At 43.0% G+C, this 14393-nt stretch carries 17 protein-coding genes; all 17 read left to right on the top strand.

Translation table 11 applies throughout. The features are described from left to right. Positions 1-37: 37 nt before the first annotated feature. The 17 genes from JR334_06820 to JR334_06740 all read left to right on the top strand — a co-directional run bounded on the left by JR334_06820 (position 38) and on the right by JR334_06740 (position 14376). Entirely contained in the window at positions 38-694 is a 657-nt protein-coding gene (locus JR334_06820; protein QRN84700.1) for a pentapeptide repeat-containing protein, read from the top strand. Between the two features lie 317 nt (positions 695-1011). Then, on the top strand, positions 1012-1986 hold the full coding sequence (locus JR334_06815) for a PstS family phosphate ABC transporter substrate-binding protein (GenBank protein QRN84699.1): 975 nt from the start codon (positions 1012-1014) through the stop codon (positions 1984-1986). A gap of 130 nt (positions 1987-2116) precedes the next feature. Further along, positions 2117-3040 (top strand): phosphate ABC transporter permease subunit PstC, encoded by a 924-nt coding sequence (pstC, locus tag JR334_06810; GenBank protein ID QRN84698.1) that lies wholly within the window; start codon positions 2117-2119, stop codon positions 3038-3040. Between the two features lies 1 nt (position 3041). After that, entirely contained in the window at positions 3042-3983 is a 942-nt protein-coding gene (gene pstA, locus JR334_06805; protein QRN84697.1) for a phosphate ABC transporter permease PstA, read from the top strand. Between the two features lie 30 nt (positions 3984-4013). Continuing rightward, positions 4014-4778: a phosphate ABC transporter ATP-binding protein gene (locus JR334_06800; protein ID QRN86879.1), complete on the top strand. Its 765-nt coding sequence runs from the start codon at positions 4014-4016 to the stop codon at positions 4776-4778. 107 nt (positions 4779-4885) lie between these two features. Then, positions 4886-5272 (top strand): holo-ACP synthase, encoded by a 387-nt coding sequence (gene acpS / locus JR334_06795; protein QRN84696.1) that lies wholly within the window; start codon positions 4886-4888, stop codon positions 5270-5272. Then, a complete protein-coding gene (locus JR334_06790) occupies positions 5273-6844 on the top strand; it encodes an NAD(P)H-hydrate dehydratase (protein ID QRN84695.1) in 1572 nt (523 codons plus the stop codon). A gap of 19 nt (positions 6845-6863) precedes the next feature. Then, entirely contained in the window at positions 6864-8027 is a 1164-nt protein-coding gene (alr, locus tag JR334_06785; protein QRN84694.1) for an alanine racemase, read from the top strand. Then, positions 8020-9177 (top strand): amidohydrolase family protein, encoded by a 1158-nt coding sequence (locus JR334_06780; GenBank protein ID QRN84693.1) that lies wholly within the window; start codon positions 8020-8022, stop codon positions 9175-9177. Before alr ends, JR334_06780 begins: the two co-directional genes overlap by 8 nt. Then, positions 9152-9646 (top strand): tRNA (adenosine(37)-N6)-threonylcarbamoyltransferase complex ATPase subunit type 1 TsaE, encoded by a 495-nt coding sequence (tsaE, locus tag JR334_06775; GenBank protein QRN84692.1) that lies wholly within the window; start codon positions 9152-9154, stop codon positions 9644-9646. Before JR334_06780 ends, tsaE begins: the two co-directional genes overlap by 26 nt. Further along, on the top strand, positions 9633-10331 hold the full coding sequence (gene tsaB, locus JR334_06770; protein ID QRN84691.1) for a tRNA (adenosine(37)-N6)-threonylcarbamoyltransferase complex dimerization subunit type 1 TsaB: 699 nt from the start codon (positions 9633-9635) through the stop codon (positions 10329-10331). The genes tsaE and tsaB overlap by 14 nt, the downstream gene beginning before the upstream one ends. Then, entirely contained in the window at positions 10324-10776 is a 453-nt protein-coding gene (gene rimI / locus JR334_06765; protein ID QRN84690.1) for a ribosomal protein S18-alanine N-acetyltransferase, read from the top strand. The genes tsaB and rimI overlap by 8 nt, the downstream gene beginning before the upstream one ends. Next, entirely contained in the window at positions 10769-11788 is a 1020-nt protein-coding gene (tsaD, locus tag JR334_06760) for a tRNA (adenosine(37)-N6)-threonylcarbamoyltransferase complex transferase subunit TsaD (protein QRN84689.1), read from the top strand. The genes rimI and tsaD overlap by 8 nt, the downstream gene beginning before the upstream one ends. Positions 11789-11863: 75 nt before the next feature. Further along, entirely contained in the window at positions 11864-12322 is a 459-nt protein-coding gene (locus tag JR334_06755; protein QRN84688.1) for a thioredoxin family protein, read from the top strand. Positions 12323-12476: 154 nt separating this feature from the next. After that, entirely contained in the window at positions 12477-12962 is a 486-nt protein-coding gene (locus JR334_06750; GenBank protein QRN84687.1) for an NUDIX hydrolase, read from the top strand. Continuing rightward, positions 12959-13144 carry a hypothetical protein gene (locus tag JR334_06745; protein ID QRN84686.1) on the top strand — a complete coding sequence of 62 codons (186 nt, stop codon included), beginning with the start codon at positions 12959-12961 and terminating at the stop codon, positions 13142-13144. Before JR334_06750 ends, JR334_06745 begins: the two co-directional genes overlap by 4 nt. Before the next feature lie 8 nt (positions 13145-13152). Further along, positions 13153-14376, top strand: coding sequence for a molybdopterin molybdotransferase MoeA (locus JR334_06740; protein ID QRN84685.1), 1224 nt, complete (start codon positions 13153-13155; stop codon positions 14374-14376). The last annotated feature ends 17 nt before the right edge of the window (positions 14377-14393 follow it).

Below are 14393 nucleotides of genomic sequence, written 5' to 3'. Positions count from 1 at the left end.
AGATGATCGCTCCCTACACGAAGGGACAGGAGACAAGATGAAAAAGGCTAAGAAAAATGTAAAGATTCAAGTACCTCGTTTTCCCGAAGAGATGTTTTTAGTGGAAAACACCATGAGGGTCATTGAGGATGAACAGCAAATTAATGCGTCAATTATAACTGACTGTAGTTTTGATGCAAGAAGTGCTGAAAGTGTATGTTTGAAAGAAACAATCATCAGGAATACTACTTTTCAGGATGGAACGTTTAGAAGAGCGGACATTGAGGATGTGCGATTCGAAAATTGTGACATGTCAAATTTGGACTTAAGCAATGCGACATTCAACCGAGTTGAGTTTCTCGACTGCAAGTTGTTGGGGTCAAACCTTAGTGAAGCATCCTTGCGACACGTATCTATTGGCAGGTGCAATGCAGGGTATGCTAACTTCAGATTTTCACATTGGAATGGGGTAAGTATTGAAGAGTCATCCCTATGTTTTGCTGATTTTCAGTTGTCTAGTTTTACCGCTGTTCGGTTGACGAACACTGACTTGCGAGAATGTCAAATGTCAGGGCTAAAGCTTGATGGTATTGATATCAGCAGCTGCAATATTTCTGGCCTGGGTGTTCGTATTGAGGATTTGAAAGGGGCTCTTGTTTCTCCCCAGCAAGCAATCCTCTTATCTAGGTTGATGGGCCTAATTATTAAACAATGAGATCATCCATCTGTGAACAGGCAGGCGGGCTATAGCACAAGGTATAATATAAAGTATTCTATTCGCGATAGGGGGATTTTTCCTCTATCGCTTTTTTATATACCCTTGTCACCCTTTCTTGAAACTATAGATAGAGAAAATTTAGGATGAGAAAGGACAATACAAAAAGTAATGCAGCAGTGCTAGATTGCCTTAACCTATTCTTAACAAAAGGTTAACTTCGATCAAACACAAGTTGAAAAACATCATGCTATACTTCATTTGTAAGTTGCAGTGAAGACCACAATGAGTTGACCAAGAATATAGGAGGAAGTTTAATGCTAAAGAAAATTATAATTGTACTAGTCGCCATGTCCCTGCTTTTTGCCTACACTGGATGTTCGGGAAATGAGGATTCAGAAGTAGCGTCTGATGCGCTAGAGGGTACTGTTACCATAGATGGTTCTGGAACGGTATATCCCTTGATGGCCTATATTGCAGAAGAATACATGACACAGGAAGAACCTGGAGTCAGCGTGCAGGTTGGCCGTGCAGGATCTAGTGCTGGCTTTAAAAAATTTATACCAGGTGAAACCGATTTTTCAGATGCTTCTAGAAAGATTAAAGATAAAGAAGTAGCCTTACTCAAGGAGCAAGGGTTAGAAATGGACCGCGATGTAATTGAAATAAAATTAGCGCTAGATGGCTTAACCATGGTAATTAACAAGGAAAATGACTGGGCTAGCGAAATGAGCGCAGAAGAAATCATCAGTATGTTTATTTCCGGTTCCTATAAAGCGGACGATGTGGTCCTTTGGTCTGACATTCGCCCAGACTGGCCTTCAGAAGAAATCAAGTTTTATGGACCAAATGAAAATCATGGTACCTATGAGTTTTTCTACGAAAAGATTCTGGATGAGCAGCCTATGGTCAAGACTGCAAGTCTACAGCAAGAATATTCGACCCTAGTTGATTTGGTAGCCAACGATCAATATGCAATTGCCTATTTTGGTTATGGCTACTATGAGAGCAATCAAGACAAACTGCAAGCTGTTCATGTAGACTTTGGTGCGGGACCGGTTGCACCGACACTTGAGACCATTGGTGAAGACTTAGAATATGCCCAATTCACAAGACCAGTATTCACGTATTTGAATGTGAACTATGCCAAAGAAAAGCCTCAGGTATTGGATTTTGCAAAGTACATAGTATCTGCGGAAGGTGCACAAAAATTGGCTGGAGAAACTGGCTTTGCGCCACTTCCTGCTGAAACCTATGCTGCCTATGCAGCTCAGCTGGATGCTATCAACTAGCAAATAAAGATGTGAGATAGGATTGCTGCTAAGATGAGGAGAAAGTCCTCATCTTGGTTCTGTCTAATTTAGTATGAAGCATTTATGAAATGACTCAACTGTAGGAATACACCGAAAGGATAGAATAAATATGGACGGAAAAACCAATGTCCGGCTGCTGATTCAGGACAATATAAGTCATAAGAAAAACCATGTGGATGCCTTTATGCCCAAGTTTCTCTTGCTCATGGCATCCATGTCTGTACTGACTACAGTCGGTATTGTACTGACCCTATTTTTTGATGCATACAAATTTTTTCAAAAGGTTCCATTTTCAGAAGTTTTCAGTACAAGTCTTGCGCCTCTAAGTGCAAATCCTTCTTTTGGTATTCTTCCTCTCATCAATGGAACTATTTTTACTTCGCTTATTGCCATGTTGGTTGCCGTGCCGGTAGGACTCGCAGCGGCGATTTATTTGAGCCAATTTGCTTCTGCGGGGAAACGTAGAGTTCTAAAACCGATACTAGAAATCTTAGCGGGTGTGCCGACCATTGTATACGGATTCTTTGCCTATTCTTTCGTAACGCCACTTTTAATGCATCTGATTCCTTCCTTGGGGGCTAAAAATGTAATCAGTCCAGGAATTGTAATGGGTATTATGATTATCCCCATGGTTGCTTCCTTGTCGGAGGATGCCATGAATGCAGTACCAAATGCCATGCGGGAAGGTGCCTTGGGCCTAGGATCGACTCGCTTTGAGGTAGCAACCAAGGTAGTGGTACCGGCTGCAGTTTCCGGCATCGTATCTTCTTTCGTTTTAGCCATATCCAGGGCAATTGGAGAAACGATGATTGTTGCGATTGCTAGTGGAAGTAATAAGAATTTCAGTTTTGATATTACTCAGTCTATGCAGACCATGACCTCCTATATTGTTGAATTTACCAGTGGCGATGCCGGCGCGGGTACAACGGGTTATTACAGTCTGTATGCTGTGGGTCTACTTTTGTTTATTTTTACCTTGTTAATGAATTTGGTGGCTCAGTATATTTCTAAAAAATATAGAGAGGTGTATTGAGATGAATTTTGAAACTCAACTATTAAAGGAATTGGCCATTGAAAAAGACAAAAAGATAAATCAAAAACGCTCGTTCAAGATTGATTCTTCCCACATTAAGCGGAGGGTTTGGCTTAACAATCTGTTGCAGAGAGTCTTTTCCTTGTCAACGGTATTCGCCATCGCTGTACTAGTGATCCTATTTTACCAAATTATTAGGCAGTCCATCGGCTGGCTTGATTGGCAGTTTCTAACTAGCAACTTGTCAATTTTCCCTCAAAAGGCTGGTATTTGGGGTGCTATAGTTGGCTCCATCGGACTAATCCTGATTGTTATTCCAGTAACCATTATATTGGGTGTATCTACCGCAATTTACTTAGAAGAGTATGCAAAAGAAGGCAAGATTCGAGACTTTATCCGCATCAACCTATCCAATCTCGCTAGCGTTCCTTCCGTTATTTTTGGCCTGCTTGGTTTATCATTGTTTGGTAGGGTTTTGCACCTGGGTTCGAGTATTTTGGCTGGTGGCTTGACTTTGTCCTTGATGGTTCTACCAATCATTGTAGTGGCGTCTCAAGAGGCCCTTCGGTCAGTACCTGGCTATTTGCGTGAAGGTTCGTATGCTATGGGCGCGACCAAATGGACGACAATCTGGAAGGTTGTCTTACCGATTGCCATTCCGGGTATTTTAACTGGTTCTATCTTATCGGTATCTAGGGCAATGGGGGAGACAGCGCCGCTAGTCGTACTTGGAATTCCAGCGTTGATTATGCGGGTACCGACTAGTATTATGGATGATTTCACTGCCCTTCCTATTCAAATCTATTATTGGACCTTGGATAGTGTATTAACCAAAGAATATGCCAATCTAGCATCGGCAACCATCGTGGTCTTGCTAGTGGTGCTGTTCCTGATGAATTCGGTGGCAATCTTTATCCGGAACAAATTTCAGAAAAGCTATTAGCAGGAGGATAAAAATTTGCGTGAAAAAATAATGAATACGCCTGAGATTGTATATGATATTAAAGGATTAAACCTCTGGTATGGCGATACGCAGGCTCTAAAAGATGTGAACCTGGAAATCTTTAAAAACCATGTGACCGCCATTATCGGACCAAGTGGATGTGGAAAATCTACCTTCATTAAGACACTAAATCGTATGATTGAGAATATACCTGGTGTTCATACCACAGGAGAAATCTTGTACCATGGGAGAAATATTTTTGACAAGTCACTCCGGGTTGAGGAATTGAGGACTAAAGTAGGTATGGTATTCCAAAAACCAAATCCGTTTCCGAAATCCATTTATGAGAATGTGTTATATGGTCCTAAGATTCATGGTATAAAAAACAAGCAATTGTTGGCAGAAATTTTAGAGACGAGTCTTAAGTCTGCAGCGCTTTGGGATGAGGTCAAGGACCGTATAAATGACAATGCCTATGGCTTATCGGGAGGACAGCAGCAGAGACTCTGTATTGCTCGTTGTTTGGCAATACAGCCGGATATCATCTTGATGGATGAACCAACGTCAGCCCTAGATCCCATTGCGACTAGTCGCATAGAGGAGCTGATAAGTCGCTTGAAGGAGGATTACACGATTGCCATTGTAACCCATTCTATGCAACAAGCAGCTCGAATATCGGATCGAACTGCCTATTTTCTGCTCGGTGAGTTGGTCGAGTACGATTGTACTGAAAAAATATTTGCCAATCCTAGAGATCAAAGAACAGAAGATTACATAACAGGGCGTTTTGGCTAACAATACGAATTGTGAAGCATCTAGCGATAGCATGGAGTAAAGAAGAAACCAGTTTCGACTGGTTTCTTCTTTTTACAATGGGCTTGTTGTATAATAGATATGATACTTTGAAAGGAAAAGCTATGATAATTGGTATTGGTGTAGATTTGGTGCATACAGAACGCATCAAACAAGCAATAAACAAAAACGATCATTTTAGAAATCGGGTATTTACACCGAGTGAACAGGCTTATTGTGAAAGCCAAGCTTCATCTTGGGAAAAATATGCAGCTCGTTATGCAGCCAAGGAAGCATTTATGAAGGTGGTGGGCAAGGGCTTGTCTGCTTGCAGCTTTCTGGATGTTGAAGTGGATAAGAAAGAGTCGGGAGAGCCATTTTACCGGTTTGGTAAGGATGCGGAAAAAGTACTTTCTAGTTTGAATATACGTTCTGTATCCTTGAGTTTATCTCATGAAGCAGGTATGGCCATTGCCTTTGCGATAGGGGAGGACTAGATGTTTGCCGTTGAAGGAAAAGTGATTAAGGAGATAGATAAAAAAGCAATTGAAGATTTCGGTATTCCAGGATTGGTGTTGATGGAAAATGCATCATTACGGGTGGTGGAGTTTATGCAGAAACATGTAAACTTGACATCTCAGATGGTATGCATCATTGCCGGAAAAGGAAACAATGGAGGCGATGGTATCGCGGTATTCCGACACCTTTGGAATTTAGGCTATAAACCATATTTAATTCTAGCTTTTGATATCAAAAAGTTATCTCCAGATGCCCAGAAGCAGTACCAAATCATAGAAAAGATGGAAGTGGATTCTTCCCATTTGATTTATTCGAACCAAAAAAAGAGAATACTGGAATGCATGGAAGAAGCAGACATTCTTCTTGATGCATTGTTCGGAACGGGTTTTTCCGGTATTATACGGGAGGAACTATGGCAGATTTATGAACACTATAATGACTCTTCTGCAACCAAGATTGCTCTAGACATACCGTCAGGGTTAGACAGCAACACTGGTTTGGGCGATACCGTTATGGAAAGTGAATATACGCTTACTTTGGGTGCTCCAAAGTTGGGACTGTACTTGGATGAGAAGAAGCGAGCAGGAGAAGTGTATTTAGGAAATATTTCCCTGCCAAAGGCTTTGCTAGAACAGTATGAAGGAAAGTACAGAATTCAGACGACCAAGGGAATCAGTGAAATGATTGGTAAAAGGCATGCTCAAATTCATAAGGGGGATGCGGGTAAGATTCTTATGGTTGGTGGAAAAAAAGGTATGACTGGTGCTGTATACTTATGTGCCGAAGGTGCGATTAGAAGCGGTGCTGGATTGGTCAGCTGTGTTGTTCCGGAACAAATTAATGAAATTATGGAACGAAAATTAACGGAAGCGATGACCATTCCCATGATTGGGAAAGATGGTTGCTTGGGAGAAAATTTAGCGGATGCGATACTTGAAGAATGCAATTTGCGCGATGTGCTAATTTTAGGACCAGGCATGGGGAGACACGATTCCTCGATTGGGCTAGTACATAGATTAGTACTTGAATCCAAGATTCCAATGGTTGTAGATGCAGATGCACTATACCTGCTGGCATACATGGATTCAGCAAAGATCGATAAGAATAAGCAGATGGTTATTACCCCCCACGAAGGTGAAGCAGCTAGACTGCTTAACTGGAGTGCTGCTGAAGTGAAGGCAAATCGACTCGGAGCAGTAAAAGAATTATATATGAAGTATGGAGGTGTCGTCCTCCTAAAGGGTAGCCGAACGCTGATTTATGATGGGAATGAATTGGCCATCAATAGTACGGGCAATCCGGGCATGGCTACTGGTGGAGCAGGAGATGTTTTGAGTGGTATGATTGGAGCACTCATGGGTCAGGGGCTGGATTCTTTTTCAGCCGCGAAGGCAGGAGCCTACTTACATGGACTTGCGGGAGATTTAGCCGCCCGGGAATGGGGCGAGGAGTCCATGAAAGCTGGAGATATCACGAGTTATATTGCGAAAGCATTTATGAGCGTAAAACAAGTATGGGAAAGCCATGCATTTGTAACGAAGATTGTATAGGTTAGACCGAGGAGAAAATATGAGACTAGTATGGGCAGAAGTGGATATACATGCTATCCGCAGTAACATAAAAGCATTGAGGGAATTTTTGGAACCAGAAACCAAAATCATGTCCATTATTAAGGCGAATGGCTATGGGCATGGTGCTAGTCATGTGGCCAAGGAAGCCTTGAATGAAGTAACAGACTATTTTGGTGTGGCTGTTTTGTCGGAAGCGATAGAACTCAGGAAAAAATGGATAACCAAACCAATTTTGATATTGGGCTATACGGATTGGAAGGATTACGACCAGTTATTACAGTATGATATCATGCAGACTATTTTCAACAAAGAACAGGCGATTAAACTGAATGAGGCTGCAAAAAAGGCGGATGCTATTGTCAAAGTGCATATCAAGGTAGACACAGGCATGCACCGAATCGGCTTTGTGAGTGACGATGAATCTCTAAAAGATATAGTGGAGATAGACGATTTGAGCAATATTCAGATTGATGGAATTTTTTCTCATATGGCTAGTGCAGATACTGGTGATGTGGATTATTGCCGAATGCAAATGGATCGCTTCAGTGAGTTTACAGACTGCTTGGAGAAAATGTTAGTGGAAAAAAACGATAGAAATGCACGTCCCACGAAGATTCCCATAAAGCACATGGCAAACAGTGCTGCCACACTGACAATGAAAGAATCGCACTTGGATATGGTGCGCCCGGGAATCATACTCTATGGGCATTACCCATCACAATATATTGAAGGAAGAAGTACCCTACTGCCACTTAAGCAGGCACTCACTTTGAAGGCGAGTATCGTCAATATTTTGCATGCCAAACCTGGTATGCGCATTAGCTATGGTGGAACCTATACGACCACAAGGGACTCTGTTATTGCAACCTTGCCATTGGGGTATGCAGACGGCTATCCTCGCATCTTATCCAATCGGGGTAGTGTGCTTATAAAGGGGAAAAGAGCACCCATTGTGGGTAGCATTTGTATGGACCAAATGATGATTGATGTAACCGACATTCAAGGAGTGGAACTGGGCAATGAAGTAGTTCTGTATGGCGTGGAGGAAGAAACGGGTGCAAGCCTTCCTGTCTCCGAACTAGCAGGATTGACCGGCTCCATTAATTATGAGATACTGACCGGACTTAGCGAACGGGTTCCTAGGGTGTATAAAGATGAGTAGGAAATGTTTTAGGGCAAACAGGGCCCTTATCGAATCGGTATATGTTGAAAATGCCTATGTATTGGTTCAAGATGGACTCATTATGGAGGCTGGTTCTTTGGCAGACTGGGATGGAGAAGCCGACGAAATTTTGGATTGCCCAGGTGTCTTGTTGCCGGGTCTAATAGATGCTCACTGCCATATAGGATTGCTTGAGGAAATGGATTCTAGCGGTGATGATGTGAATGAACTGGGAAATCCAGTCCAACCGGCTCTGCGGGTCATAGATGGCATCTATCCTACGGATGCTCTTTTTACTGATGCACTGGCTTCTGGAATTACAACTGTGGGTATTATGCCGGGCAGCTCCAATTTAATTGGTGGCCAAGGCGCTAGCCTTTATACCGCTGGCAGTACTTTGGATGAAATGCTAATTCAAGAGCCAAATAGTATTAAAGGGGCATTGGGTGAAAACCCGAAACGTGACTATGGAAGCAAAAATATGCAACCGTATACTCGGATGGGTGAGATGGCTCTTCTTAGGAAAGCATTGTATGCAGCAAAGCGTTACTGGGAAGAGCAGCAAAAAAATCCTGATTTATATGAACTAGATTTGGAGCCCTTGAAATGGCTTTTAGAACGTAAGATACCATTCAGAGTGCATGCGCACCGCTACGATGATATACAGTCCGCAATGCGTCTAGCCAAAGAGTTTCATCTAGAGCTGATTTTGGAGCATGCGACAGGCGCGGCTCATATTTTAGATGAATTAAAAGAAAGTGATGCTCTTATCGCCTTGGGACCGTTTTTTATGACGCGCTGTAAGAGGGAAATGAAAGAAATTTCGGATGAGTTGCCAGCCCTTTTGGAAAAAGCTGGTATACCCTTTTGTATTATTAGCGATGCTCCAGAATTACCGGCGGAGTCACTTAGGATTATGGCGATGCAGGCTAGAAAGAAGGGCCTTTCTGAAATGGGAGCTATCGCATCGCTTACAAGCAGTGCAGCACGGGTCTTAGGCCTTGATGAGCGTATTGGAACCCTGGCGGCAGGGTATGAGGCGAATATGGTTTCATTTGATAAAGACCCCTTGGATTTTTACGCCAAAGTGCGAACAGTATGGATTAAAGGAGAAGAAGTTTATCATGAAAAAGCGAACGCTATGGAGTGAAAGCGCCTTGCATACGAAGCACATCGGCGAGATGATTGGTCAGGCAGCTGAACCAGGAGATGTGGTTCTTTTTACCGGAGATTTGGGAGCGGGCAAGACCACCATGAGCCAGGGGATTGCTAGCGGCCTGGGTATTGATACCGATGTCACCAGCCCTACTTTTACCTTGATGCAGATTTACCAGGGTGATCTTACCCTATATCATTTAGATGTATATCGTCTTAACAGTGAAGCAGAAGCAACCGATATTGGACTTGAAGAAGTACTTTATGGTGATGGACTTTGCTTGATTGAGTGGGCGGATCAGTTTCCTGAACTCTGGCCAGACGATTATTTGCTAGTACGGATTGAACGGCAGGGAGACATGAAAAGACGGATTGAATTGACTGGGGCAGGCATGGGAGAAGAATATTTAGGCCGTGTCGCTAAACTATTGGAAAGTGCAGGAATACAGTATGAAAGTGCTTAGCATCGAGAGTGCCACCAATGTAGCATCAGTGGCTTTGTGTGAAGAAGGAATGGTTCTATCGGAACGATTCCTAAATATAAAAAAGAACCATTCGGAAAAGCTATTGCCCATGATTGATGGCATGCTTTCGGATGCAGAAGTGAGTGAAAAAGAGATTGGTCTTGTGGCGGTATCCATAGGCCCAGGATCGTTTACAGGGCTTCGCATTGGTATGTCTACAGCGAAAGGCCTAGCCTATGGCTGGGATTTGCCCCTAAAGGGTGTGAATACCTTGGATTCAATGGCCTGCAGATTACGCGGTGATATGGGTACGGTTGTACCTCTCATAAACGCCAGAAGAAAAGAAGCTTATGGAGGATTCTTCCTCAAGGGAGAGGAACATATTGGCGATTATTTTGTCTTGGATGCCAAGAGCATTGCAAAGAGGATGGAGGAATTGGATTTAAAAGATCCAATCTTTATAGGGGATGGCGTTCATGCGATGCGAGAAGAACTAGAAAAAGCTATGCCGGAAGCACGCTTTGCTTCAGCGGCAACCATGGACAATAGGGCATCGACGGTAGGAATTTTAGCTCTTGAACGCTATGCCTCTGAAGGCGGAGATAATTTGAAGAGACTCGCCCCTACATATATTCGTGCTTCTCAGGCGGAGCAGAACTTGAAAAGGGCAGGTGCCAATGAGTGAACTTAGAATTGAACAGCTGAGTAGCAAATACATCGATGGGTTACTGGAGGTTGAGCGACTAAGTTTTACGACTCCATGGAATAGAGATACTTTTGTTTATGAAATGGAATCCAATACTCTGGCCAGTTATTATGTAGCATTGATTGATGAACAGGTCGTAGGCTATGGTGGTATGTGGTCTGTGCTTAACGAAGGGCATGTGACCAATATTGCTGTACACCCTTTGCATAGAAGGAAGGGTATCGGACAGACACTTTTAAATACATTGCTATTATTCGCGATTGGCTCGAATCTTACCGATGTGACATTAGAGGTTCGTGAAAGCAATGAAGCAGCAAGAACGCTGTATGAGAACAATGGATTTGTAGTAGAAGGGCGGCGCAAAGGATACTATAGTGATGACAAGGAAGATGCGCTGATAATGTGGAGGCATTTCAATGACTGAAAAACCAAGGCTGCTACTGGCACTAGAGACTAGTTGTGATGAAACATCAGCAGCTGTGATTGAAAACGGTAGCATCGTACGTTCAAATATTATTTCCTCTCAGATTGACATTCATAAGCTGTATGGGGGTGTTGTCCCGGAAATAGCTTCGAGAAAGCATTTAGAAAATGTGCTGGATGTTGTAGAAATGGCACTGAAACAAGCGAACGTGGATAAGAAAGAATTAGACTGTCTAGCGGTTACCTATGGACCTGGATTGGTAGGAGCTCTTCTGGTGGGTGTCTCACTAGCTAAATCTCTAGCCTATGCACTTAAGATTCCACTCGTTCCTGTACACCACTTACTGGGTCATATGTATGCCAATTTATTGAGTCATCCAGATGTGCAGTTTCCTCTGATTTGTACTGTCGTATCAGGGGGGCACACGAGCATTATTTATTGGGAAGATCATGGTAAGATGAGTATTATGGGACAGACGAGAGACGATGCTGCTGGCGAGGCCTTTGACAAGGTAGCGAGGGTGTTGGGATTTGATTATCCTGGTGGACCAGAGATTGAAAAAGCGGCACGAAAAGGAGTAGAGAGTATCCAGTTTCCTCGCGCATACTTAGAAGCGGATTCCTACGATTTTAGTTTTTCAGGCCTGAAATCATCGGTAATTAATTATTTGCATAAAAATAAGCAAAATGGAAATGAAGTTGTGGTAGAAGATGTGGCCAGAAGCTTTCAAGAGGCTTTAATAGAAGTACTTGCGGTGAAGACACTCAGGGCGGCCAAAGAGAAAAAAGTTCGAACGGTGGCACTTGCGGGAGGCGTGGCTAGCAATCAGGCATTGCGCCGCATAATGAAGGAAAAACTGGATCCTGAGGGAATCGAGTTAATCTTTCCGGAATCGGTATTGTGTACCGATAATGCGGCCATGATTGGTGCAGCTGCCTATCACTTGGCAGGACAAGGCAAAGAGGCTGGTTTGGATTTGAACGCAGTTCCTAGTATTCCGATACACGGATGAGGTTATCCACAAGAACATGCGTTTTGTGACTAAATTTTGTGGATAATGGGGATAAGTATCCCCGAAAGGAGGAAAATGGGTAAAATATCGAAGGGCATACGCCTACTGGTATTGTTGATAACTTCTGTGGTTATACTCTTTTCAGCCTATAATTTTGGTCTAATTGGACAGGTATATAGTGGTAGAGAATTGGAATCGCAGGCACTTTCTGCTAAGGAACCATACGTGCTTTATTTCTATTCAGATGCCTGCTTGGTTAGTCAAACAGCAAAAAAAGATAAACAGGCACTTTCAGAGAATCTTGAGGCTCTATCGGATTTTCGCTGGGTGGATATAAATGTTGAAAATGAAGGTGAAATGGCCTTTGCTTGGAAAAAACAGATTCAGGTAACACCGACGCTATTATTCTATGCAAGGGACGGGCGACTTATCGGCCATTATTCTGGTAAAATTGATTGGGAAGCGGCCGAGGCTGAATTGGCGGAGGAACTAGTAAAATTGCAGGTACAACAAGAAGTAGAGGATAGAGGATAGTTTATGGGGCGGCCTATGGTCGTTCCATTTTTTTTGTAGTAGTAGATATAAGGAGCATAACCGTTATATGGAGCTAAGAATAGCGCTTATTTATTCGCACAAATTGGCTTCCTGCTTTATAATAAAATTGATAACCTAATTCAAAGGAGAAACCATGCATAAACATCGCATTCGCTGCGTAGGAATCGTAATGGAAAAGGACAGCATATTGATGGTATTACATAAGCATCAGAGTAAAGAAGAGTACTGGCTGATGCCTCCTGGGGGAGGCTTAGTAGAAGGCGAGTCTGTTCTTGCAGGTGCAGTACGCGAGGTCTTTGAAGAAACTGGTCTCCGGACTACACCAGAGCGTATCATATATATACGCCAATTTGTGGAGGATGAACGAAACTATCACAACCTGGAAATATACGTATTGCTTCGAAAAACTGGTGGTGAACTAGTGACTGGCTATGATCCTGAGGAGGAGACCCAGTATATTCAAGATGCAGGATTTTATACGAAAGAGCAACTTGCGAACAGTAATCTAACCATACATCCAGCTTGGTTGTTGGATCGTTTTTGGACGGACAGAGATTCTGATTTTCCCGCGAGTAGCTTGTATCAAGGTATGGTGAATGTGGAGGAGGAGAGACGATGATGGATAATGAAAAAATGAAGGCAGTCGATTTGAAAATCAAAGAAAAAAGCAAGCAGGGACGGATTAGTTGTAAGCTGGCTCAAGAGATTGGTGATGAATTAGCACTACCTTACAGTGAGGTAGGAAAGCGTTGTGAAGTGCTGGATATAAAAATATCCGCTTGCCAACTTGGCTGCTTTTAGGTGCTGAGATGAAAGAATTATTCAATCTGACCTCTATTCCGGAGGCAAAACATATATTAGAAGAAGTTTTTAATCCAACACTAAAGGTTGAAAAAGTAAATCTGGACGATGCTTTGGGGAGGATTTCGGCAGAAGACATCTATGCGGTAGAGCAGGTGCCTAATTTTAGTCGTTCCACGAAGGATGGCTATGCACTTAGAGCGCAAGATACTTTTGGTGCGTCGGAGGCATTGCCGGGTCTATTAAAGCTTGGTGAAGAAATTCTGATGGGTCAAGAGACAACTTTCAGCCTTAAAAAGGGTGAAGCATCCTACATTCCCACAGGAGGCATGCTTCCTGAAGGAACCGATGCGGTTCTAATGATTGAGTATGCCGATCTTCTTTCAGAAGATGAACTGTTGGCTTTCAAAGAGGTAGCTGCTGGTGAAAATGTTGTTAGAAAAGGCGAAGATGTGGAAGTAGGGGATCTTTTGATTCCTGCCAAAAAGCGTCTAAGACCCCAGGAAGTGGGACTCTTGGCAAGCCAGGGCATTGTGGAAATACCAGTTTTGGAACGCTATAGGGTAGGTATTCTTTCTACGGGAAATGAAATTATTTCTCCCGAAAACACGCCAAAGATGGGTGAGATTCGGGATGTGAACAGCTATATCCTTAGAGGAGAAGTAAGAAGCGTTGGTGCTGTGGCGAACGTTTATCCAGTGGCGAAAGATGAGTACCAACATCTATATAATCTAGTGGAACAAGCCTTTAGAGAAAACCATATGGTGCTTATTTCGGGTGGAAGTTCAGTGGGAACGAGGGACTACTGTCTTAGTGTTTTGAAAGATTTGACCGGTAGGGACCCATTGTTTCATGGAATTCCTTTGAAACCGGGGAAACCAGCCTTAGGAGCGACCAAAGATGGTAAGGTACTTTTGGGCTTGCCGGGACATCCCGTATCGTCTAGGACAGTGTTCGATGTGTTGGGAAAACCCCTTCTAAGAACCCCTTCGGAGAACCGTTGGAAGAATACTGTGATGGGCGTTTTGACGCGTAATGTACCTTCAGAGAGTGGTAGGGATGACCATATTAAGGTAAAGGTGCGTGAATCCAATGGAGAGCTTGAAGTAGTTCCATTACTAGGTGTATCTGGTATCGTCAGTCTTTTGACTGAAGGTGATGGAGAAATCATTATTCCGGCAGGAACGGAAGGCTATCCTGAGGGGAAATCTGTACGCGTTTATTTGTATTAGTGCAGATACAAGGAGAA

The organism is Clostridia bacterium (genome assembly GCA_016887505.1).
In the GTDB taxonomy this organism is placed as follows: domain Bacteria; phylum Bacillota; class TC1; order TC1; family UBA5767; genus UBA5767.
The sequence above is the reverse complement of the archived record's forward strand: the minus strand, read 5'-3'. Positions and strand labels throughout refer to the sequence as shown.

Bases quoted from the DNA above. Each gene is read 5' to 3' on its own strand.
- JR334_06820 (QRN84700.1), top strand. From the start codon at position 38: ATGAAAAAGGCTAAGAAAAATGTAAAGATTCAAGTACCTCGTTTTCCC.
- JR334_06815 (QRN84699.1), top strand. From the start codon at position 1,012: ATGCTAAAGAAAATTATAATTGTACTAGTCGCCATGTCCCTGCTTTTT.
- pstC (QRN84698.1), top strand. From the start codon at position 2,117: ATGGACGGAAAAACCAATGTCCGGCTGCTGATTCAGGACAATATAAGT.
- pstA (QRN84697.1), top strand. From the start codon at position 3,042: ATGAATTTTGAAACTCAACTATTAAAGGAATTGGCCATTGAAAAAGAC.
- JR334_06800 (QRN86879.1), top strand. From the start codon at position 4,014: ATGAATACGCCTGAGATTGTATATGATATTAAAGGATTAAACCTCTGG.
- JR334_06790 (QRN84695.1), top strand. From the start codon at position 5,273: ATGTTTGCCGTTGAAGGAAAAGTGATTAAGGAGATAGATAAAAAAGCA.
- alr (QRN84694.1), top strand. From the start codon at position 6,864: ATGAGACTAGTATGGGCAGAAGTGGATATACATGCTATCCGCAGTAAC.
- JR334_06780 (QRN84693.1), top strand. From the start codon at position 8,020: ATGAGTAGGAAATGTTTTAGGGCAAACAGGGCCCTTATCGAATCGGTA.
- tsaE (QRN84692.1), top strand. From the start codon at position 9,152: ATGAAAAAGCGAACGCTATGGAGTGAAAGCGCCTTGCATACGAAGCAC.
- tsaB (QRN84691.1), top strand. From the start codon at position 9,633: ATGAAAGTGCTTAGCATCGAGAGTGCCACCAATGTAGCATCAGTGGCT.
- rimI (QRN84690.1), top strand. From the start codon at position 10,324: ATGAGTGAACTTAGAATTGAACAGCTGAGTAGCAAATACATCGATGGG.
- tsaD (QRN84689.1), top strand. From the start codon at position 10,769: ATGACTGAAAAACCAAGGCTGCTACTGGCACTAGAGACTAGTTGTGAT.
- JR334_06755 (QRN84688.1), top strand. From the start codon at position 11,864: ATGGGTAAAATATCGAAGGGCATACGCCTACTGGTATTGTTGATAACT.
- JR334_06750 (QRN84687.1), top strand. From the start codon at position 12,477: ATGCATAAACATCGCATTCGCTGCGTAGGAATCGTAATGGAAAAGGAC.
- JR334_06745 (QRN84686.1), top strand. From the start codon at position 12,959: ATGATGGATAATGAAAAAATGAAGGCAGTCGATTTGAAAATCAAAGAA.
- JR334_06740 (QRN84685.1), top strand. From the start codon at position 13,153: ATGAAAGAATTATTCAATCTGACCTCTATTCCGGAGGCAAAACATATA.